This is a genomic window from Intrasporangium sp., from assembly GCF_040414665.1.
GTDB lineage: Bacteria > Actinomycetota > Actinomycetes > Actinomycetales > Dermatophilaceae > Intrasporangium.
This window is the reverse complement of the sequence record NZ_JBEDUL010000012.1, coordinates 1-20,118: the sequence shown is the minus strand read 5'-3', so window position 1 is coordinate 20,118 and position 20,118 is coordinate 1. Positions and strand designations below refer to the sequence as shown.

General features: G+C 70.5%; 19 protein-coding genes. 4 read left to right on the top strand and 15 right to left on the bottom strand.

Translation table 11 applies throughout. The features are described 5' to 3' along the window. Nucleotides 1-1,100: glycine--tRNA ligase subunit beta (locus ABF401_RS01575; protein WP_353507779.1), on the top strand; the 1,100-nt coding region annotated here is incomplete at its 5' end. A gap of 147 nt (nt 1,101-1,247) precedes the next feature. Continuing rightward, nucleotides 1,248-2,279 (top strand): CorA family divalent cation transporter, encoded by a 1,032-nt coding sequence (locus ABF401_RS01570; protein ID WP_353507778.1) that lies wholly within the window; start codon nt 1,248-1,250, stop codon nt 2,277-2,279. A gap of 69 nt (nt 2,280-2,348) precedes the next feature. On the opposite strand, the gene soxR is transcribed toward ABF401_RS01570, so the two are convergent. The 13 genes from soxR to ABF401_RS01505 form a co-directional block, all read right to left on the bottom strand. Further along, a complete protein-coding gene (gene soxR / locus ABF401_RS01565) occupies nt 2,349-2,783 on the bottom strand; it encodes a redox-sensitive transcriptional activator SoxR (RefSeq protein ID WP_353507777.1) in 435 nt (144 codons plus the stop codon). Then, nucleotides 2,784-3,347: an AAA family ATPase gene (locus ABF401_RS01560; protein ID WP_353507776.1), complete on the bottom strand. Its 564-nt coding sequence runs from the start codon at nt 3,345-3,347 to the stop codon at nt 2,784-2,786. 151 nt (nt 3,348-3,498) lie between these two features. Beyond that, nucleotides 3,499-4,404 (bottom strand): FHA domain-containing protein, encoded by a 906-nt coding sequence (locus ABF401_RS01555; protein WP_353507775.1) that lies wholly within the window; start codon nt 4,402-4,404, stop codon nt 3,499-3,501. Further along, a complete protein-coding gene (locus ABF401_RS01550; protein WP_353507774.1) occupies nt 4,401-5,687 on the bottom strand; it encodes a VWA domain-containing protein in 1,287 nt (428 codons plus the stop codon). The genes ABF401_RS01555 and ABF401_RS01550 overlap by 4 nt, the downstream gene beginning before the upstream one ends. After that, nucleotides 5,680-6,939 (bottom strand): protein phosphatase 2C domain-containing protein, encoded by a 1,260-nt coding sequence (locus ABF401_RS01545; RefSeq protein ID WP_353507773.1) that lies wholly within the window; start codon nt 6,937-6,939, stop codon nt 5,680-5,682. Before ABF401_RS01545 ends, ABF401_RS01550 begins: the two co-directional genes overlap by 8 nt. Beyond that, entirely contained in the window at nt 6,936-9,389 is a 2,454-nt protein-coding gene (locus ABF401_RS01540; protein WP_353507772.1) for a serine/threonine-protein kinase, read from the bottom strand. The genes ABF401_RS01545 and ABF401_RS01540 overlap by 4 nt, the downstream gene beginning before the upstream one ends. Next, nucleotides 9,386-10,531: a hypothetical protein gene (locus ABF401_RS01535; RefSeq protein ID WP_353507771.1), complete on the bottom strand. Its 1,146-nt coding sequence runs from the start codon at nt 10,529-10,531 to the stop codon at nt 9,386-9,388. The genes ABF401_RS01540 and ABF401_RS01535 overlap by 4 nt, the downstream gene beginning before the upstream one ends. 206 nt (nt 10,532-10,737) lie before the next feature. Continuing rightward, nucleotides 10,738-11,736 (bottom strand): glutamate ABC transporter substrate-binding protein, encoded by a 999-nt coding sequence (locus ABF401_RS01530; protein ID WP_353507770.1) that lies wholly within the window; start codon nt 11,734-11,736, stop codon nt 10,738-10,740. Then, entirely contained in the window at nt 11,733-13,106 is a 1,374-nt protein-coding gene (locus ABF401_RS01525) for a GlnX family signal transduction membrane protein (RefSeq protein WP_353507769.1), read from the bottom strand. Before ABF401_RS01525 ends, ABF401_RS01530 begins: the two co-directional genes overlap by 4 nt. Next, the gene (locus tag ABF401_RS01520) at nt 13,103-14,695 is read right to left on the bottom strand and encodes an AAA family ATPase (RefSeq protein WP_353507768.1); all 1,593 of its coding nucleotides are present in this window, start codon (nt 14,693-14,695) and stop codon (nt 13,103-13,105) included. The genes ABF401_RS01525 and ABF401_RS01520 overlap by 4 nt, the downstream gene beginning before the upstream one ends. Before the next feature lie 186 nt (nt 14,696-14,881). After that, nucleotides 14,882-15,454, bottom strand: coding sequence for a hypothetical protein (locus ABF401_RS01515; RefSeq protein ID WP_353507767.1), 573 nt, complete (start codon nt 15,452-15,454; stop codon nt 14,882-14,884). Nucleotides 15,455-15,513: 59 nt separating this feature from the next. Then, on the bottom strand, nt 15,514-16,797 hold the full coding sequence (locus ABF401_RS01510) for a toxic anion resistance protein (protein ID WP_353507766.1): 1,284 nt from the start codon (nt 16,795-16,797) through the stop codon (nt 15,514-15,516). Nucleotides 16,798-17,088: 291 nt separating this feature from the next. Further along, nucleotides 17,089-17,880, bottom strand: coding sequence for a dioxygenase family protein (locus ABF401_RS01505; protein ID WP_353507765.1), 792 nt, complete (start codon nt 17,878-17,880; stop codon nt 17,089-17,091). A 205-nt stretch (nt 17,881-18,085) separates the two neighbouring features. On the opposite strand from ABF401_RS01505, the gene ABF401_RS01500 reads away from it, so the two are divergent. Then, complete coding sequence (locus ABF401_RS01500; protein ID WP_353507764.1) at nt 18,086-18,544, top strand: GyrI-like domain-containing protein; 459 nt, start codon at nt 18,086-18,088, stop codon at nt 18,542-18,544. Nucleotides 18,545-18,557: 13 nt separating this feature from the next. Here ABF401_RS01500 and ABF401_RS01495 read toward each other — a convergent pair whose 3' ends face one another. Together ABF401_RS01495 and ABF401_RS01490 are read right to left on the bottom strand one after the other, a co-directional pair. Continuing rightward, nucleotides 18,558-19,001 carry a VOC family protein gene (locus ABF401_RS01495; protein ID WP_353507763.1) on the bottom strand — a complete coding sequence of 148 codons (444 nt, stop codon included), beginning with the start codon at nt 18,999-19,001 and terminating at the stop codon, nt 18,558-18,560. Nucleotides 19,002-19,011: 10 nt separating this feature from the next. Further along, nucleotides 19,012-19,488 carry a helix-turn-helix domain-containing protein gene (locus ABF401_RS01490; RefSeq protein WP_353507762.1) on the bottom strand — a complete coding sequence of 159 codons (477 nt, stop codon included), beginning with the start codon at nt 19,486-19,488 and terminating at the stop codon, nt 19,012-19,014. A 132-nt stretch (nt 19,489-19,620) separates the two neighbouring features. Between ABF401_RS01490 and ABF401_RS01485 the strand changes: the two genes are divergently transcribed. Further along, a partial coding sequence (locus ABF401_RS01485; protein ID WP_353507761.1) for a toprim domain-containing protein occupies nt 19,621-20,118 on the top strand: 498 nt, incomplete at its 3' end.

The window sequence follows — 20,118 nt, the reverse complement described above, 5'->3', positions numbered from 1 at the left end:
ACGAGGACGCGGCGTTCTTCTACGCCGCCGACCTCAAGGTGCCGCTCGCCGACCTGCGCGCCGGCATCGCGAAGCTCACCTTCGAGGAGCGGGTCGGGTCGATGGCCGACCGCGCCGACCGGATCCGGGACGTCGCCGCGGCGCTCGCCGAGCATGTGTCGCTCGACGCGTCGGAGGGCGAGACGCTGTCCCGGGCGAGCGAGCTGGCCAAGTTCGACCTCGCGTCGCAGATGGTCGTCGAGCTGTCCAGCCTCGCGGGCTACATGGCGCGGGAGTACGCCCTCAGGGCCGGCGAGACACCCGAGGTCGCTGCCGCGCTGTACGAGATGGAGCAGCCGCGGACCGCCGGCGGGGCGCTGCCGGAGTCGCGTCCGGGGGCGTTGCTCGCGCTGGCCGACCGGTTCGACCTGCTCATGGCGATGTTCGCCCTCGGCGCGAAGCCGACCGGGTCGTCGGACCCCTTCGCGCTGCGTCGCGCGGCGCTCGGTGTCATCGGGATCCTCCGCTCGCAGCCGACGCTCTCTGCGATCTCCGTGGAACAGGGACTGCGTGCGGCGGCCGACCAGCTCCGTCAACAGGGGCTCGAGGTGAGCGCCGAGTCGATCGCCGACGCCGCCGAGTTCGTCACCGGTCGCTTCGGTCAGCAGCTGCGCGAGGAGGGGGTGCCGTCGATGCTCGCGGGGGCGGTGCAGCCGCTCGCCGGCTCGCCCGGGAAGGCCGAGGCGGTCCTGCGGGACATCGAGACGGTCCGTGGTCGGGACGGCTTCCCGAAGCTCGTGGAGGCCACCCAACGCATCACCCGCATTGTCCCGGAAGGGAGCCCAGCGGCATACGACACCTCCTTGCTGCGGGAGGACGCGGAGCGCGCGCTCCACGAGAAGGTGGCCGCACTGCCCGATCTCGCGAGTGGCACACTGCCCGAGTGGGCGGCTGCCGCGACCCAGGCCGTGCCGGCGCTCGAGCGGTTCTTCGACGAGGTGCTCGTCATGGCGCAGGAGCCGGAGCTGCGGGCGGCTCGGCTCGGGTTGCTCCAGACCATCGTCGACCGGGCACCCCAGGGCATCGACTGGCGTGCCCTGCACTCGGCCCTCGCCGACTGACCCCCCCGCGACGCGCCCCAGGCCCCGCAACACGCCCGGCACCACAGAACTCACCCCGGGAATTTCCGGGGTGACTTCTGTGGTGCCGGGCGTGTTGCGCATGGGGTGGCGCGGGAGACTGGGCAGACACCGAGACGTGGAGGCGCCATGATCATCGACTGTGCTCTGTACCGTGACGGTCGCCGCCAGCAGGAGGGGGCGCTCACCCTCGAACAGGCGGCCGCACTCCACCGCGATGGCAGCGACGGGTTCGCTTGGTTGGGCACCTTCGAGCCCGTCCCCGAGGAGCTGGAAGACATCCGCGAGAGCTTCGGGCTGCACGAGCTGGCCGTCGAGGACGTCAAGAGCTTCCACCTGCGCCCCAAGGTCGAGCAGTACGGCCAGGACGTCGAGCTCGTCATCCTCCGCACGGCGCGCTACGACGACGACCGGGAAGAGGTCGACTTCGGCGAGATCAGCGCCTTCATCGCGCCGACCTTCGTCATCACGGTCCGGCAGGGCGTGGCGAGCGAGCTGCACTCAGCGCGCACCAACCTCGAGGCGCATCCGCAACTGCTGGCGGAGGGCAGCCCGGCGGTCCTCTGGGCCATCCTCGACCAGGTCATCAAGAGCTATGGCCCCGTCGTCGCCGAGCTCGAACGGGACATCGAGGAGGTGGAGGGCACCGTCTTCGCCGGCGAGGCGGCGCCGACCGAGCGGATCTACTTCCTGCGCCGCGAGGTCACCAACTTCCACCGCGCCGTCCACCCGCTGCTGACCGTGCTGACGACCATCGAACGGGCCAACCGCGAGGGTCCGCTCGCGCCGTACTTCCACGACGTGCACGACTACCTGCGCCTGATCAGCGACGAGGTGGCTGCGCAGCGGGACCTGCTCGCCACCATCCTCGAGGCGAACATGGCTGTCATCTCGGTCGAGCAGACGCGCCTCGGGATCCGCCAGGGCGAGACGGTCGAGCGCCTGACCGTGCTCGCCACGATCTTCCTGCCCCTGACCTTCGTGACCGGGTTCTTCGGCCAGAACTTCTCGTGGCTCGTCGAGCACCTGGATGGTCTGGGCCGCTTCCTCATCCTCGGAATCGGGGGGCTGGTCGTGCCGCTCGTCGTGCTGTGGCTGCTGCTCCGGAGGGACCGCGCCCGCCTGGCAGCCCAACACCGCAACACGCCCGGAACCTCGTGACTCACCCCTGATATTTCACTGGCGCCTTTCGAGGTGCCGGGCGTGTTGCGGTGCCTGGGGCCAGGAGGGCTACGGCTCGAGGCGGTGTGGTCCCGGGCCGAGCCTGGCGAGCTCGTCCTGGGGGTTGTTCAGGGCGCACGTCGTCAGGCTGAGGCAACCGCAGCCGATGCAGCCGTCGAGCCGGTCCCTCAGCCGTTCGATACGCCGGATCTGCTCGTCGAGACGCTCTCGCCACGCCGCAGACAGCCGCTCCCAGTCCCGCGCCGTCGGCGTCCGGGAGTCCGGGAGGGTCGCCAGGGCCTCCTTGATCTCGTCCAGGGACAGGCCCACCCGCTGGGCGGCGCGGATGAAGGACACGCGCCGGATCATCGGGCGCTCGTACCGCCGCTGGTTGCCCGAGGTGCGGACGGACGAGATCAGGCCGAGGGCCTCCCAGTAGCGCAGCGCCGAGGTGGCGATTCCCGTGCGCTCCGCGACCTGGCCGATGGTCAACTGCGTCACCATTCAGCGGATCCCTGCCTCGGGGAGGCGCCGGATGATCTCGTCGACGGTCTCGTCGGGAGTCTGCTGCGAGCTGTCGAGCCAGAGCCCGATCTTGGGTGTCTCGGTCCGCACCTTGTGGTCGAAGTCGCGGATGGACCACAGCTCGCCATAACCGGTCTTGGTGCGCTCTGCCTCGCGGCGCATGACGGTCGACACGTCAGGAGCGAGCATGACCAGGCTCACCGGGCCGCGCAGCTGCGCCAGGAAGGGCTCGAGGCTGGCACCCACGAAGAGGTCCTGGACGACGACGGTGAAGCCGGCCTCGGCGTACATGTTGGCGGTGTGGGCAGCGAGCCGGTGCCGCAGCGCGAGCTGGCGCTCCGCCTCGGGATCGCCGTGCGGTGACATGTCGACGCGGCCGCTGACGACGACGCGGCGGAACTCGTCGCCTCGTAGGTGAACCGCCCTGCTGAAGCGTTCGGCAAGGAGTTGGGAGACAGTCGACTTGCCGGCGGCCATGACGCCCGTCACGACGATGGTCTGCGGCGTGTCGACGGGGTCCGGGAGGGGAGACCGTTCCGTCACAGGGCACACCTTAGGTCGCCGAGAGCCGGAATGGCGCGCTGGTTCACTAGAAGTTCAAGTTTCCTCGAGGGATGCGCAACACGCCCGGCGCTTTCGAGGTCCACCCTGCTGCTACAGGGGGAGTACTGAGGAGCCGGGCGTGTTGCGTCGGTCAGGCGTAGGCCTCGACCTCGTCAGGCGTTGCCCGGCGCACGACCACGCGGCTCCACGCGCCGACATAGAGGCGGTCGTCGTCGTCCAGCTCGGTCTTCGGGCCGACCGCGATCGGGTCGTCCGGCAGGGGGCCCGCCGCCGCGCCGACGAAGGTGCCGTTGGAGCTGCCGAGGTCCTCGACGAACCACCGGGTGCCGTCAGTCGTGAGCTGCGCATGGCGTCGGCTCACCCCGGGGTCCGACGACAGGTCGATCTCGGGGTGCGTGTTGCGGCTCTGGCTGACCCGGCCCATCAGGACGCTGCGCGAGCGGAGCGGGATGATGATGGGCAGCCCTGGGGACGGGCACGGGTCCTCGACCTCCTGGGTCCGATACCAGTCCGGGTCGATCCACACCTCGGCGAGCCAGTCGAACGACGTGGCCTCGGCCGACGCGTTCTGCACACTCGACGTGGGGGCACCGGGCGCGTTCTGCACACTCGACGGCTGCTGCGAGTCCTCGAGATCCCCGAGATCCCCGAGATCCCCGAGATCCCCCGGGACGCCTTCCGTTGACTGGGCAGGCGGCGCCGCCTCGCCGGCCACCCGCGGCATCGCCCCGGTCGTGAAGTCGTAGCCGCAGGCCTCGCAGAAGAGGGCGCCGGGCGGGTTCTGCGCCGTGCAGTTGGGGCACTCGAGCGACTCCGGCTCCTCCGCCGCAACCGACCCATCGGCGGACCCAGCCGGAGCGGCACCGGGCGTGGGTGCGGGAGCCGGCTCAGCGGCATACGACCCCGTGGTGCCGACACCGCCAGAGGAGGAGGCCGCGACACCCGACCCAGCCGACGATGCCTCGATCGGCGACCCGCACACGTCGCAGTAGTCGTCGGCCCGGGACTGGTGGCCGTTCGGACACGTGACCGTCATCGGCGCACCCTGCTCGTCTTCGTCGACGCCGTGTCGAGGGACATCTCGTCGATCTTGGACGCGCTCTTCTTCAGGCGGACCGTGCCGGTGTCCGCGTCGTCGATCTCGACCACCTTCTTCAGGCGCGTCGTCATCTCGTCGTTGCCGGTCTGGTCGGCGAGCTGCACGGCGCGGCCGAGCTTGGCGGTCGCGACCTCGTCGTGGCCGGCGGCCTTGGCGGCCAAGCCTTCTCGGATGACCTGGGCGAGCTCCGCCTGGCCGGTGTAGGCCGCGACGGCCGGGTCGATCCGGGTCGTCAGGGCGTCGTCATTGCTCCACTTGGCCTTGACGAGCCCCTGCGCCACCGGCTCCTCGCCGAGCGCCAGCGACACCCGCGCCGCCAGCTGCTCCTGCCCGAGGGTGCGCGCCGGGAGCCGAACGGCCACGTGGTAGTCGCGGCTCTCGTCGGACCACGCGCCCGTCGGATAGGCGCCGGTCAGCGCGTTGACGGAGGTGCGGCGCCCCGTGAGGTCCTCGAGCGTCGGCGACACCTGCCGCACGAAGAGCAGCTCGGCACCCTGGGGAGCCCACACGCGCAGCTCGGCGCTCGCGACGCCCCGCGCCATCGACGCCCGCATCATCGACTGGAACTCGGCCGCCATCGCCTCGGGCTCCGGGATCAGGTCGACCGAGCCGAGCAGTGCCGAGGAGATGGCGCGCACCTCGTCGACGCGCCACTGGTCCCCGACGCCGCGGGCATCGCACTGGAAGACGCCGATGCAGGACTGGATCGCGGCTTGCAGCGAGGCCGGCGTCTCACCCTCGTTGACGCCGTCGGTGAGCAGGATCGCGTGCCTCTTCGTCACGTACGGCACGGTCTCGAAGATCTGCCGGGCGAGCGTCAGCCAGGTGCCCATGGCGGTGCCGCCCTGGGCCCGCAGCCCCTCGACGGCGCGATGGGCCTCGGTCCGGGTCTGCGACGACATGACGGCCAGGGCGCCCTGGTGGGCGTACGGGTAGACGATCTGCGCGGTCCCGTTGCCGGAGACGACGGCGAACAGCGTCCCGTCGACGATCTCGTTGAGGGCGGCCTTGGCGGCGTGACCGGCCTCCATCACACCGCGCCGGCCCATCGAGCCGGACGTGTCGATGAGGATGACCTCTGCAGCAGAGTTCGGGTCGACGACGCCGACCGACCCGGTGGTCGAGGCGCCAGTCGACGTGATGCGCACGATCGCGTGCACGTCGGTCCCCCCGTCGGGGAGGAACTCGTTCTGGAACACCTCGGCGGTGAAGTCAGCCATCGATCGGGTCACCTTCCTCTGACGCGGCCACCACCGCGCCTGTCGTCTCCTGTGATCCTTGCCCAGCGAGTCGAGCAAGGGCAACCGTGATGTTGTCGCGACCGCCCTGTTCGTTGGCGAAGTCGACGAGCGCCTGGGCCACGGCGGTCGGGTCGGCCGCGCCGACCTGCTCGACCATGTTGTGCACGAGCACGTGCATGTCCTCCGCGGCCGAGCAGTAGTTCCACAGCCCGTCAGAGCACACGACGAGCCAACCGGCTGCCGCCTCATCGGCCGAGAGCGTCGTCAGGTGGGGCGCGAGGTCGTCGGGCGCGTCGGTGCCGAGCCAGCGGGTGATCGAGTGGGCCTGCGGGCCGTTCTCCGCGGCCTCGCGTGGCACGCCGGCGCGGATCTGCTCGTGGGCGTACGAGTCGTCCTGACCGAGCTGTCGCGGCGGCTCCGTGCCGTCGGGCAGCCAGTAGACCCGACTGTCGCCGACGTTGCCGGTCACGACGACGCCGTCCTCGATCACTGCGGCAGCGATCGTGCACGACGGTGGGTTCTCGACCTCGCCGTCGATGGCGTCCCGCACGGCGTCGTTGGCCGTGGCCACGGCCGTGGTGAGCGCCCTGGCGGCCGCCGCTGCCCAGGCGTCCGGCGTCCCCGCTCCCCTGGGTAGGGGCTGGTCGAGGACCGCGCGTGCGGCCCGGGCCGCGGCCAGCGAGGCGATGTGCGAGTCGGTGGCCATCGAGACGCCGTCGCAGACGACGAGCACGGCTCGGCTGCCCGCCGCTTCGGTCGCGCTGAGCGCCATGGCGTCCTCGTTGCGCGCGTGCCGCTTGCCGATGTCGCACACGCCGCCGACCCAGGCCGCGGGCGCCTCGACGTAGTGGTTGCGCGGGTCGGGGGGCGGCGAGCCGCAGTGGTCGCAGTAGCCGTCGACGATCCGTCCCTGACCGCACACCTGGCAGAGCTGCTCGGTGGGCTCCGTGGGCTCGGTCGGCGTTGCAGCGCTGGCAACGGGTCCCGTCCAGCCCACATCGAGAGGTGACTCCTCGCCGGGAGGTGCCGTCTGCGGGGTGGCTGGGGACATCACCGGGTCGTATGCCGCTGAGCTCGCCCCCGCCGCCGCCGACCTGGGTGCCAGGTCGGCTCCACAGGCCTCACAGAAGCTGGCGTCAGCAGCGTGGGGGGTGCCGCAGGCCGGGCAGGTGGCCGTGGCGCCGGCGACCGTGGGGTGTGCCGGGGAGGTCGGCAGGGGGGCATCGGTCACCAGAGGCTCCAGGGTCGGATGGTGTTGGCTTCGTCGACGAGCACGACGCGCTCGGCGGTGTCGGGGGTGCGGCTGGCGAGCTCCCGGAGGGCCTGCTCGAGGCCGACGCGCAGACCCGGCTCGGTGGCCCGGTACGTCCCGAGGTGGACGTCCGGGTTCGCGCCGCCCTTGCGCACGTTGTCGAGCGCTTCGCGGTAGATGTGCGTCGTCACCTCGGCCCGGCGGCGCGCCGTGAGGGACGTGTCGCTCAGCGTACGCAGGGCCTCGGCGAGGTCCGGCAGGCCGCGGTTGGCGCGGGCCAGCAGCTCGGCGAGCCCGGCCCGGGCCGTCCGGTAGGCACTGGACTGGGTCGGGACGAGCTTGTAGGCGGCCACCGCCCCGTCGACGTCTCCGCGGGCGGCGCGGATCCGGGCCAGGCCGAACGCCGCCATCGGCACGTACGTCGAGTCGGTCCGCGCGCACGCGATGTAGAGGTTCTCGGCGACCGCGTCGTCACCGGCTCGCTCGCTCGCGTGAGCAAGGGCGAGCTTCGGTGCGAGCTCGCCCGGGACCTGCCCGTAGACGGCGTTGAACGCGGCCTGGGCCGATTTCGCGTCGCCGCGCTCGAGGGCGGCAAGGCCCTGGATCCAGACGGCGCGCCACTCCCACGGGTCATTCGTCAGCAGCTCGCTCGCGGACCTCTCGGCGAGGTCGCGCTGTCCCACGCTGAGGGCCGTGCGGGCCAGGTCGAGCAGCACCTCTGCGGTCCTGGCCGGCGCCTCGCGCAGGACCACGAGGCGCTGCTCCGGGCTGCCGGTGACGGCGTGGAGCCAGTTCGTCTGCGGGTCGTGCGGGTCGCGCCGCAGGTTCGGCAGGTTGCGCCAGTCGTCGGGCTCGTCGCCCGGTGTGGGGGCGTCGAAGAGGAGCGACCCCACCGTCGTCGTGGCCGCGCCCGAGCCGCGGTCGATGGCGACGACCTCGCGCAGCACGCCGATCATCTGCGAGCGCAGCTCGTCCGCGGAGACGAATCGGTCGTCCCGGCTGGGCGCGCAGGCCTTCGAGACGAGCCGGTAGAAGGAGTCGTACTTCTGGAAGATCGGGCTGGAGTCCTGCGGCGGCAGGCTGCCCAGATAGGTCGACTGGTAGCCGCGGAACTCCATGGTGAGCACGACGAGCGTGCGGCCGATCGTGTAGATGTCGGATGCGACGGACGTGCCGAGCTCGGCCACCTCCGGTGCCTGGTAGCCCACGGTTCCGAAGATCGCGGAGTCCTCGTCGTCGATCCGGCGGACTCCGCCCAGGTCGATGAGCTTGACTTCGTCGCCGACCTGGATGATGTTGTCCGGCTTGAAGTCGCAGTACGCGAGCCCGAGGTCGTGGAGGTACTGGAAGGCCGGGAGGATCTCGAGGATGTAGGCGAGGGCCTGGTCCACCGGCAGGGGATCGTAGAACCCCGCCTTCTGCATCCGCTGCTTGAGGATCGACTTGAGCGACGTGCCGCCGACGTACTCCATGACGATGTACCCGGCATCGTCGTGCGTCACGAAGTTGTAGATCTCGACGATGCTCGGGTGCGACACCTGCGCGAGGAACCGCTGCTCGGCGATCGCCGCCGCGAGGGCGTCGGGGTCGGCCGAGTTCAGCAGGCCCTTGAGCACGACCCAGCGGTCGGACACGTTCTTGTCCTTGGCGAGGTAGATCCACCCGAGACCGCCGTGGGCGAGGCACCCGGCGACCTCGTACTGGCCGGCCACGAGGTCGCCCGGTCGCAGCTTCGGGTCGAACGAGAAGGGGTGACGGCAGTTGGCGCAGAAGCCGGTCGTCCGACCGGGCTGCCCGTCCCGGCTGCGGCCGACGGGCTCCCCGCACTTGGGGCAGAACCGCTTGGCCTCTGGCACGACGGGGTCCGTGAGCAGGGCCTTCTCCGCGTCGATCGTCGGTGCAGGCCGGACGGTGGTGATGCCGCCACCGAGCCGGGCGCTGCGGAGGCGCTGCGAGCTCCCGGTCCGCCGCGTGGCGACGGACCCGGTCTGGCGGGCGCGTTTCGAGCCGAGGGCGGCCGAGGCGAGCATGCTCGAGGCCGCCGAGCGGGTCGACAGCTCGGGACCGATACCGGCCGGCCGGACCGCCGTGGAGTCGACGACCTGGACGAGCTCCTCCTGGTGGGCCGGTGTGCCGCACACGTTGCAGTAGCCGTCGTCGATCGTTCCGGTGCAGCCGGGCTGGGCACAGCGGGTGCCGTCCGGCACGGTGGCGAGTGCGGCGTCCGGGTCGGCCGGAGCGGGGGGCGCAACGGCCGAACCACTGGCGGCAGCCGACCCGCTGGGGATAGCCGACCCGCTCGAGGTAGCCGACGCCCCTGCGTCAGCGGGCGCCATGCCGCAGGTGTCGCAGTAGCCGTCGACGATGGTGCCGGTGCATCCGGGCTCGGCGCACTTGAGGGCGGTGGTCGTGGGTGTTGGGCTGGTCACGGGTGGGCCCTTCCTGGACGGGACGGCGGGCGCGTCACGGCTTCGACGTAGGACTGGTAGGCGGCGGCGAGCGCCCTCGCTCGTGCGGTCGGCATGGGGGTCTGGACCAGCACCGCGTCGAGCCGCGAGCGCAGGGCCTCGACGTCGGACTGCGCCTCGTCATCGAGCCGCTTCGCGGACAGCCGCGCGTCGAGCATGGCTGCGACGGCTCCGGCGAGCCCGACGACCTCGTCGCGCTCAGCCAGGGCAGCGGCATACGTCTCGTGGGCGAGGTCGAGCGCGCGGGCGACCCGCTCGAGGCGCTGACGGTAGGCGGTGACCTCCTTGGCGCCCTGCGGGACGGGACCGAGCGCGCGGACATTGGGGATGGCCAGGTGGGGGGCCGGTGTGACGGCTTCGAGGCACTGGCGCTCGAGCGCCCGGATCGCCGCCGCCCGCGCATCGAGCTCCTCCACCTGCTGCATGGTGTTGGCCCGGTCGTGGGCCGCGTTGGCGCGCTCGGCCGCCGCCACGATGAGGTCGCGCTCGAGCGTCGCGAGGTCGATCTCCAGCGGGCCGATGATGCCGCCGACGTCAGCGCCACGGCGTGCGCGTTCGACGAGATCGGCAACACGGCGGTCGATGCGGACGAGGTGCTCCGCGGCCGCGTCGCGCTCCGCTCCCACCGGGACGAGGGGCAGCTGGTCACGCACCCGCTCGGCGGCGGCACGCAGCACGGTGATGCGCTGCGACGCCTCGGCGGCGCCGGGCGCGAGGGATGCCCTCGCCTGCAGCGTCCGGGTCAGGGAGTCGAGCAGGCGGCACGCCTCGGGGAGGCTGACCGCGAGCGAGCCGCTCGCCGGCAAGGAGAGGTGTTCGGAGGTGTTGGAGTCGAGCCGACCATGGATGAGCGTCGAGAGCCGCTCTGCCTCCTTGGGACCGACGCGCCCCCCGTCGAAGGTCGTTTCCAGCAGCGTGAGCCGGTCGTTGATCGCCTTCCAGAAGGTCAGCGCGACCGTGAGGTCGGTCGTGATGGCGGTCTGCTCCGAGGGCGAGAGCCGCAGGATCGCGGAGTCGACCTCGCCGAGGTCGGCTCGACGCTGCGCGACCCACTGGCGCAGCGCCGAGAGGTAGCCCTGGGCCTCGGCGGCGTGAACCGGCACGCCGAGGCTGCCCGGCGCAGTGGGCGCGGCGAACCCGGCGGGGGAGGACTGGCCCCCACCGCCAAGGGTTGCGGACGTGGGAGCACCGCTGGCTCGGTTGGCTGTGGCGGGCGGACTGGGAGGAGGCACGATGCCACTCAACGGCCCGCCGACCCTGCCGGCGCCACCGGGCGTCGGAGGCGGCGGAACCGCACCGGACAGCGTCATCAGCCGCCTCTTCCGTACACGGCGGCGGGCGGCGCCGGAGCCGGCCCCAGCGGACCGGCGAGCCACCGGTTGTAGATCGCCTTCCATCCGCCGTCAGCCTTGAGGTCGGCGAGCAGCCGGTTGACGTAGCGGGTGAGGTAGACGTCGTCCTTGTTGAAGGCGAGGCCGTAGGGCTCGTCGGTGATGGCGGGAGCCGACGACACGACGGTGTAGGGATCCTGCGCAGCAAGCCCGGCGAGGACGATGTCGTCGCCGGTGATGGCATCGGCCTTGCCCTGCTGGAAGAGCACGAGGCATCCCGTGTGGTCCGCCGCCGGGACGGGCTCGACCCCACTGACGGTGTTCAGCTTCTCGAGGGTCGACGTGCCGCGCGGCGCACACACCTTCTTGCCCTTGAGGTCCTCGATCCTCGTGTTGGGGACCTTGCCGCTCGGGTCCCTGGCGACGAGCAGCTTCTGCCCGGAGTGGTAGTACTCGGTGGAGAACGCGACGTCCTGCCAGCGCGCGCAGTTCATCGTCATGTTGCGGGCCACCATGTCGACCTCGCGCTTCTGGAGCAGGGGGATGCGGTCGGCAGCCGTGATGACGCGCAGCTGCAGCTTCGACTCGCTCCCGAAGAGGCTCTTGGCGACCGCCTTGGCCAGGTCGATGTCGAACCCCTCGATCTGGTTCGTGAGTGGATCCCTGGCCCCGAAGAGGAAGGTGTCCGCAGAGACCCCGACGACGAGGTGGCCGCGGTCGAGGATGCGGCGCACGGACTCGTCCGTGATGTCGCCGGAAGACGGGATGGACGGCAGGGGGTCGTACGACTGCGTCGGGTTGTTGCACTTCACCGGTGGTTTGGAGGTGGACGGAGTCGTCGACGACGCGACCGGGGGCGGTGGCAGCGGGGTCTCCGCATACGTCACGCCAGTGCAGCCGGAGAGGGCGAGGGCTCCAGCCACGGCGATCACCAGGGCGAGCGGGCCCTGGCGGCGTCGATGGGACAGGGTCTTCATCGGTACTCCTTGATCCGCTGTCCGATGCCTCGGACGATGAGCCACGAGGCGATGAGCGACACGATGGCGATGAGCACTGCCCATACCGTGCTGCCGCCGCCGAGGGCACCGAGCTGGTCGATGGCACTCTTGCTCGCGGCATCGCGCTCCTGCGTCACCTGCTCGTCGAAGGCGTTGAAGGCCGCTGTGGCGCCGCTGGCCTCCTGGGTGGTCGCGAGCTCGACCGCCTGCTCCCACTGTCCGTCGTCGTCGAGGGCGCGAATCTGCTTGTGCGCCGTCGCGTAGGCGTCCCAGCCGTTGGTGAGGTCCGAAGAGTCGCCCACCCCCGCCAGGGTTTCCCGCACGGTCTTGTCGTTGGCCACCCACGCGTCCTCGTAGGCCTGGCCGCTCCCACGCTGGACCAGCGTGAGGCTCTCGTTGGCCCGCGCGTCGTTGGCGGCGGTGCGCACGTGGGCGAGGTCGACCGCCCGCTTGTAGTCCCCGGAGGCCACCTGCGCGGTCGTCGTGCCGATCTTGCCGATCGTCGTCCCGGCGACGATCAGGCCCACGACGAGCAGGATCACGCCCCCGGTCAGGGACGGGTTGAGGTAGCGGTGGGTGCGCCGTGCGAGCCAGACGGCGATGAGGACGAGGACGATGAGCGCGGCGACGCCGGCCAGGAGCTGGATGCTCGAGTTGGACCGGTCGAACTCCTTCTGGGCCCGTGCCTCGTTCGTGTCGACGATCTGGGCGACGACCGGGATGGCCGAGGCGCGGAGCGAGGCGCTCGCCTCGGTGAGGTAGCGCGCGCCCACGGGGAGACCGAGGCGGTTGTTGGACCGCGCCTGCTCGACGAGCGCGCCGTAGTCCTGGACCTTCTCGGCGAGGGTGCCGAGCGCCTTCGCGTCGGCGGGCTGGGCAGCGGCCCCAGCGGCGATGTTGCGGGCAACGGCAGCCATCGCGGCGTCGTACTGCGCCCTGGCGTCGGCGGTCTCGAGGCCCCCGACGAGGAAGGCGTTCGTCGCGAGGGCGTCGGCGCGCAGGAGATCGACCTGGATCGACTGCATCCGCACGACCTGCTCGGTGGTGGTGGCGGCCCGCTCGGCCGCCGCCTCGGATGCGAGGATCGCGTTGGCCGCGGCGCCGCCGAGGAGCAGGGCGGCGATGACTCCGAGGATCCCGAGCAGGCGCATCCGCCCCGGAGTGCCCTGGAAGAGACCGGTGAACGCCGACTGGAGCGTCTGCCCGGAGCCACGGATCGTCGCGGGTGCGGCCGACGCAGTCGCGGAGGTGCCGGGGGCGGTGGCGGGAGCCGCCGAGGGCGGGGGCAGCGGCGTGCGCGAGCTGGTCGGCGGCGCGACCGGGAGGGGGGTCGTCGGTCCGCTGGTCATCTCTGCTCCTCATCGGTCGGCAGGTCGGTTGGCAGATCCTGCTCGGAGCCTGCCGGAACGATCTCGGAGGAACCATCCGGGTCGCCCCCCGGAGACTCCTGATCCTCCTCCGACTGCTCCCTGACATCGTCCTCCGTGAGTAGACGCAGGTCCTCGAGACTTGGATCCACGGCGTCCTGAAGCCGCCAGGCGTGCCGCCCCACCGAGTGCTCGAAGAGGTTGCGCACGAACCTGCCGTTGCCGAAGGCAGGGGTGCGTGGCGTGGCCTCGAGCGTCATGCGCACCCGGCGCCGCGCGTCCTCGCTGAGCTCGTAGTCGCTGTTGTCCGCGATGGAGTCGAGGATCGCGAGCAGCTCGTCGTCGCTGTAGTCGTCGAACTCGATCGTCGTCGTGAAACGGCTGGCGAGCCCGGGGTTCTGCGCGATGAAGTGCACCATCGGCTCCGGGTACCCGGCGACGATGACGACGAGGTCCTCGCGATGGTCCTCCATCTCCTTGACGAGCGTGTTGACGGCCTCCTGCGCGAACTGGTCGCCGGTGAGCCCATAGGCCTCGTCGATGAACAGGACGCCCCCGACCGCCGTGGCGCAGACCTCGGCCGTCTTCATCGCCGTCTGCCCGACGTATCCGGCCACGAGCTCGGAGCGGTCGACCTCGATGAGCTGGCCCTTGGGGAGCAGCCCGAGCGCCTTGTAGATCGCGCCGACGAGTCGCGCGACCGTCGTCTTCCCCGTGCCGGGGTTGCCGACGAAGATGAGGTGCCGGCTCATCCGCATCGCCCGCAGCCCGGCCTCGACGCGCATCTTCTCGACCTTGAGGAGCGCGACCTGACGGTGGATCTCCTTCTTGACCCGGTCGAGCCCGATCATCGCGTCGAGCTCGTCGAGCAGCTCCTCGACCGACTTCTCCGGTTCGGCGGGCTCCGTGGCCTCCGCTTCCGCGGCAGGTGCCTCCGCTGAGTTCTCCTGTGGCGCAGCGGGTTCCCCACCAGGCCGTATGCCGCTGGGCTCGCTCCCGCTCGACCCCCCCGGTTCCGCGTGGCCGGGGGCGCGGACGTAGCCCCACTCGCGCAGGACGGCGTCGGTCCCGACGCCCGGGGGCAACGGCGGGAGCCCGGTCGAGAAGTCCGTGCCGAGCAGTGGGCCCGTCGGCGGGCTGACTGGTGCCGGTGCCCGGTTCGCGGCGGCGAGGTAGGTGGCGCTCGCCGCGGTCGCGTTGGCGATGACCCAGATCGGCGCCGTGCCCAGCATGACGGCGTCCGAGGCGATATCGGTGAGGGCCTCGGCGTAGTCTCCGGCGAGGTCGTGGTCCGCCGCTGCGAGGGACGCGAGCAGGTCGGTCGGGGAGTGCCGCCAACGGCGCCCCTTGGAAGCCGCGTCGAAGAAGGCCTCGTTGATCGTCGCGAGGTCCGTCACCGCGGGCAGGGCGACGGCCGCCCATTCGTGTGGGGCACCCGGCACCGACTCCGCGAGGGCGGCTGCGACCCGTAGCCCCTCGTCACGGGCCGTGCCGGGGTCGATCCCCGCGAGGCGCGCGACGTCGACGAGCGCGTCGATGCTCTCGGCGAGCGCGGACTCAGCAGTCGTCATCTCTCACAGCCCCCTGGGCTCGGGTCGGGAAGTACATCGATCGAAAGAACAGCTTTCGGCCCGATTGCTGTTCTCTTGATTGTGGAAGGTGATCGAGTGAACAGGTTTTGCGCCCGATTCCTGTTCTTTCGATTGGGTCGTGGGCTGGGTTGGTGGGCTTGGTGCGGTGCGGTGGAGGGTCACGGGTCACTCCGGCGGCGACAGCGGGCCGGTGATGGGGGTCGAGCCGGGATCCGGCGTGGGGTCGGGCGCGCCGAGGCCGAGGGAACCCCCGGTCGACGCATGGCCGAACTTCTCCTCGAGGAAGGCGCCATGGACGATGATCGCTTCCGCGTCGGAGCGGTTGATGGCATCGGCGACCTTGTCCATCGTCGCGCCCAGCAGGTCGAGCTGGTCGACGAGCAGCATGACCGAGCTCTTGCCCGCAGCGATCGGGCGCGTGTCGGCCCAGTCGCGGGGGAGTCTGAGGTAGTTCCCGATCGCCACGGGCAGGTAGTCGGTCGCGGTGGCCATGACGCTGTAGCCCTGGGAGCTACCGACGCCGAGGCGCTCGAGCCGAGGGATCGACTCGCGAACGACCCGGGTCACTCGCGTCAGGCGTGAGAGGACCACCCCGGGCACCCTGCCCTCGCGGGCCTGCGTCTCGACCGCGTCGAGGGCGCCGAGCAGCTGCTCGGTCGTCGGCGGCCCCGGCGGCGCCGATGTGGGCGGCTCCGGTGCCTCGGGCCTGTCCAACCCGAACCACGATCGGATCCCCACGGCTCATGTTCCCTTCGTGCTCGGCCTCGCCCCTCCCACCATGTCCAACGTCGCCGGTGTCAGATGCTGCCCGGCCCGAGGTCGAGGGCCCCGGGAGCGGCGCCTGCCGCACGTCGGGCGTCCTGGGCGGCGACCCGCTCGAGGTAGCTGCGGGACTTGGTCACCTCGTTCTCGAGGGCGCCGATCGTCGCGGCCATGTTGTCGAGGGCGCGCACCTTGAACTGGTCGATGGTGTCCATCGTCTCGTAGATGTTGGCGAAGGCCTTCTGGAGCGACTCGATGTTGATCGTCGAGCTGGCCGACTGCTCCTGGATGCGCGCCGAGTTCGTCTTGAGGAGCTCGGACGTGCGCTCGATGAGGCCGGAGGTCGTCGTGTTGAGCGCGGTGATCTGGTCGAGGACGAGCTGCTGGTTGTTGAGGGCCTGGGCGACGATGACCGCGGTGCGCAGGGCGGACACGGTGGTCGTCGTGGCCCGGTCGACGCCCTTGATGAGCTCGATGTTGTTCTTGATGATGATGTCGATCGCGAGGTAGTTCTGGATCGACACCGCGAGCTGCGTCAGCAGGTCCTGGTGCTTCTGGCGGACATAGAACAGGACGTCCTCGCGCAGCGCCTTCGCCTTCTCGGGGTCGGTCGTGTCGAGGGTCGCCACCTGGGCGGCCAGCTTCGCGTCGAGGCGCTCCGCGACGTAGACGTACTGGTTGAGCCGACCCATCGACTCCCACAGCGCCTTCTTCTCGAGGTTGAGCGCGATGTTGTCCTTCTGCAGCTCGTCCTGCCCGGACTGGAGCGAGTGGAGGATGCCGTTGAGGTGTGACTGTGCCGACTGGTACTTGCGGAAGTAGTCGGTGATCCGGTCGCCGAAGGGGATCATGCCGAGGAACTTCTTGGCTCCCGCGGCCTGCGACGGGTCGAGGTCCTCGACGGTGCGGCGCAGGTCGAGCAGCGTCTGCCCGACCTTGGACCCCTGGGACAGCGATCCCTCGTTGAGCGCCTTGACCGGCATCTGGAGCATCCGGTTGGACGACTCGGCCGCGAAGCGGATCTCATCGGTCCCCATGCTCCGCACGTCCGCAGCCTTGGCCTCCCACTCGGGGGACTTCGTCGCGGCCTTGAGCAGCGAGCCCAGGTACTGGTCGACCTTCGAGTCCAGCCCGGGAAGCACGGCCTCGGGCACGGCCGGGGCCATCTTCGGCGCCGATGTCTCCGAGACGGCGCCCACGGCGGGCGGGGGAGTGAGAGTCAGGTGCGACTCGGTCACCGGGGGCTCCAGAGGGGCAGGCGCGGTCTGCGACTGGCTCGCCATGGCCGGTGCCTGCTGGGCAGCGGGCTGGTCACTCATCTCGAACGGGTCCTTCCCCTATGTCCCGGCCACGTGCTCGACGCGGCCGACGTCCGTGGGCCCGCCCAGCGGCATACGGCTGGATGGGCGTTAGCCACTCTACGTGGCGCCCGTCTGGGACGTGCGGGGGATTTCCCCGGTTCCGCCCCGAGAGTGACCCCGGCCGCCCCCGCAAGGAGGGCGGCTGGGGGCGACCGCAGCGCTGGAGTCAGGGGAGGTTCCGCGCTGCGGCCGCGTGCGTGGGACACCCACAGTCATGTCAACGGTGGGATGGGGCCGGTAGTTCCCAGTTCAGTTGAACTGCCAGGACCTCTTCGACAGGCCGAACCAGAAGCCCTCGATCACGCTCTTGTTGTCGAGACCGCCGGACGCGTAGGCCGCCCCCAAGGTGACGAAGAGCGGCGCGAAGTGCTCGGTCCGCGGATGCGCCTCGCGGGCAGCCGGAGCCTTGACGAGGAAGTCGAGGATGCTGTCGACGTCCTGCTGCTTCATCGCCTCCTGGGCCCAGTGGTCGAACTCGGCGCTCGCCATCGGCGGTGCAGCATCGGCGCCGGCGCGCGGGTTGAACCAGCGCAGGTTGTGCGTCGTGAACCCGGAGCCGACGATGAGCGTGCCCTGGTCGCGGAGCGGTGCGAGCTTGCGGCCGATCTCGAAGAGGCCGCGCGGGTCGAGCGTCGGCATCGACATCTGCAGGACCGGGACGTCCGCCTCAGGGAACATCTCCTTGAGCGGGACGTAGGCCCCGTGGTCCAGCCCGCGCGACTCGTCCCGGTGGACGGGGGTCGAGCTCGCCTGGCCGGGAGCGGTGAGCAGCCTCGTCACGTCGTCGGCGAGGTCGGGCGCCGCGGGTGCGTCGTAGGTGACCTCGTAGTACTTCTGCGGGAAGCCCCAGAAGTCGTAGACGAGCGGTGCGCCCGTCGTCGAGCCGAGCGTCGTCGGGGCGTCCTCCCAGTGGGCCGAGACCATGAGGACGTTCTTCGGCTTCTCGAGCGTCGCGGACCAGTCGGCGAGCTCGCGCGTCCATCGGGTGTCGTCGGCAAGCGGCGGCGCGCCGTGGCTGAGATAGATCAGGGGTGCAGGCATGGGAGGCTCCTCAGATGGTTGACAAGTAAACTATCACAGTCAACCCGGGTGAGGCCTGCGTTCATTCCCCTTGACCGATTCGAGGTGTTCGGTTCGAGGTTCGGACTCGCTCTCGGGAGCGAACCGATACCTCGAACCGGGATGGGGCGGAACTCTGGGCCGTTCGGCCCTGGTGGTCCCACGAGGCGGCGTGGAACGTGGGGGCATGACCGAGATCAGGATGACCGAGCACCAGGAGCAGACGACTGCCGTCGTGCGGGAGCGGGTGCCCGTGCACGACCTCCCGCAGTTCTTCGGACGGGCCTTGACGCAGGCCATGGCGGCTGCGCAGGCCCAGGGCCACCATCCAACCGGGCCGCCGTTCTCGCTCTACCACGGCATGCCGACCGATGCGGTCGACGTCGAGGCCGGGTTCCCCGTGGACGGGCCGATCGCCGACGTCGACGGCGTGACGGCGAGCTCGCTGCCCGCGGGCCGGGTCGTGGAAGCCACGCACGTCGGGCCGTACGACACGCTCCCGCAGACCTATGAAGAGGTCGTCGCCTTCATGAAGGAACAGGGGCTCACCCCCTCGAGCGACATGTGGGAGGTCTACCTCAGCGACCCGGAGCAGGAGCCAGACCCCGCCACGTGGCGGACCCAGATCTTCTGGCCCGCCACCTGACGGAGCTCTCGGGTCAGCCGAGGTCGGCTTCACTCAGGTCTTTGGGGTCGAGCTCCTTGGGCTCGACGAGGACGAGCCAGTTCCCGGAGTTGTCCCGGATCAGGGCCTCGATGCCGTAGGGGCGGTCGGCCGGCTCCTGGAGGAACTCGACGCCCTTGGCGCGCAGTTCCTCGCACGTCTTGTGGCAGTCGTCGACGGTGAGGCCGACGCCCGGGAGGCCACCGTCGGCCTGGGCGCGCCGCATCGCCTCGACGAGCTCCGATGACAGCGGCGCGCCGGGGGTGGTGAGGTGGAGGTTGAGCTCCGGCTGCTCGGGGTGGCGGACGGTCAGCCAGCGGTAGTCCGGCCCCAGCTGGACGTCGTCGCCCTTCTCGAAGCCGAGGACGTCGGTGTAGAAGGCGAGGGACTCGTCCAGGTCCCTGACCCAGACGCTGACAATGGATACGTTCGTGATCATGTCCCCGACGCTAGGGGAGCGGTGACGGTCCCGGCTTCTCCTGGATTGCGGAGCCGTCGGGCTGGGGAGGTCGCCGTTCGGCGAGGCCCCACATGAACACGTAGCAGCCGGGGATCCGCGGGGCGCCGGTCGCTGCGTACCTCTTCTGGAAGTCCCTCGGTGTCTCCCCGGTCACTGCACTGAACCGGCTGCTGAACGAGCCGAGGCTCGAGAACCCCACGGCGAAGCAGACCTCGGTGACGGTGAGATTGGAGGTTCGGAGCAGGTCCTGCGCCCGCTCGACCCGTCGTTCGGAGAGATAAGCCGCCGGCGTGCGACCGTACGTCGTGCGGAACAGCCGGAGAAAGTGGTACTTGCTCACCCCGGCGATGCCCGCGAGCGTGTCGAGGTCGATGGGCTCCGCGTAGTGGCGGTCCATGTGGTCGCGGGCCCGGCGCAGGTGGACGAGGACGTCGGCGGGTGCGCGTGGGGTGGATCCGCTGGCCATGGACCGATTGTGCACACTGGAGATCCGGGTGGTGCGAACGGATCTTGACACGGGCTGTTACGGTCGGTCCGCATCCACGTCGGAGCAGCGACGAATCCGCTGCACGTGGGAGCAGGAAGACTCAGGTGGACCATGGCTGCCGGTAAGGGGCGCAAGCTCGTCATTGTCGAGTCGCCCGCGAAGGCGAAGACGATCACGAAGTATCTCGGCGCTGGCTACGCGGTACGCGCCTCGATGGGACATGTGCGCGATCTGCCGGATCGCGGCATCGGCATTGACATCGAGCACGATTTCGCGCCGACGTACGTGGTCACCGAGGACAAGACGGATACCGTCAAGCAGCTCAAATCCGCGATCAAGAATGCGAGCGCCGTCTATCTCGCGACGGACCCCGACCGCGAGGGTGAGGCCATCGCATGGCACGTCGTCAAGGCGACCACGCCCGCGAAGGACAAGCCGGTGCATCGCGTCACCTTCCACGAAATCACGCAGGATGCCGTGCGGCAGGCAATCGCCAGCCCCCGCGCGATTGACATGCATCTCGTGGATGCGCAGCAGGCGCGCCGCGTGTTGGATCGCATCGTCGGCTACCGGCTCTCGCCCTTCCTCTGGAAGAAAGTGACGCGCGGC

What these genes read in the sequence shown, in the direction of transcription:
- ABF401_RS01570 (WP_353507778.1), top strand. Translation starts at nt 1,248, where the DNA reads ATGATCATCGACTGTGCTCTGTACCGTGACGGTCGCCGCCAGCAGGAG.
- soxR (WP_353507777.1), bottom strand. Translation starts at nt 2,783, where the DNA reads ATGGTGACGCAGTTGACCATCGGCCAGGTCGCGGAGCGCACGGGAATC.
- ABF401_RS01555 (WP_353507775.1), bottom strand. Translation starts at nt 4,404, where the DNA reads ATGACGGTCACGTGTCCGAACGGCCACCAGTCCCGGGCCGACGACTAC.
- ABF401_RS01550 (WP_353507774.1), bottom strand. Translation starts at nt 5,687, where the DNA reads ATGGCTGACTTCACCGCCGAGGTGTTCCAGAACGAGTTCCTCCCCGAC.
- ABF401_RS01530 (WP_353507770.1), bottom strand. Translation starts at nt 11,736, where the DNA reads ATGAAGACCCTGTCCCATCGACGCCGCCAGGGCCCGCTCGCCCTGGTG.
- ABF401_RS01525 (WP_353507769.1), bottom strand. Translation starts at nt 13,106, where the DNA reads ATGACCAGCGGACCGACGACCCCCCTCCCGGTCGCGCCGCCGACCAGC.
- ABF401_RS01520 (WP_353507768.1), bottom strand. Translation starts at nt 14,695, where the DNA reads ATGACGACTGCTGAGTCCGCGCTCGCCGAGAGCATCGACGCGCTCGTC.
- ABF401_RS01510 (WP_353507766.1), bottom strand. Translation starts at nt 16,797, where the DNA reads ATGAGTGACCAGCCCGCTGCCCAGCAGGCACCGGCCATGGCGAGCCAG.
- ABF401_RS01505 (WP_353507765.1), bottom strand. Translation starts at nt 17,880, where the DNA reads ATGCCTGCACCCCTGATCTATCTCAGCCACGGCGCGCCGCCGCTTGCC.
- ABF401_RS01500 (WP_353507764.1), top strand. Translation starts at nt 18,086, where the DNA reads ATGACCGAGATCAGGATGACCGAGCACCAGGAGCAGACGACTGCCGTC.
- ABF401_RS01495 (WP_353507763.1), bottom strand. Translation starts at nt 19,001, where the DNA reads ATGATCACGAACGTATCCATTGTCAGCGTCTGGGTCAGGGACCTGGAC.
- ABF401_RS01490 (WP_353507762.1), bottom strand. Translation starts at nt 19,488, where the DNA reads ATGGCCAGCGGATCCACCCCACGCGCACCCGCCGACGTCCTCGTCCAC.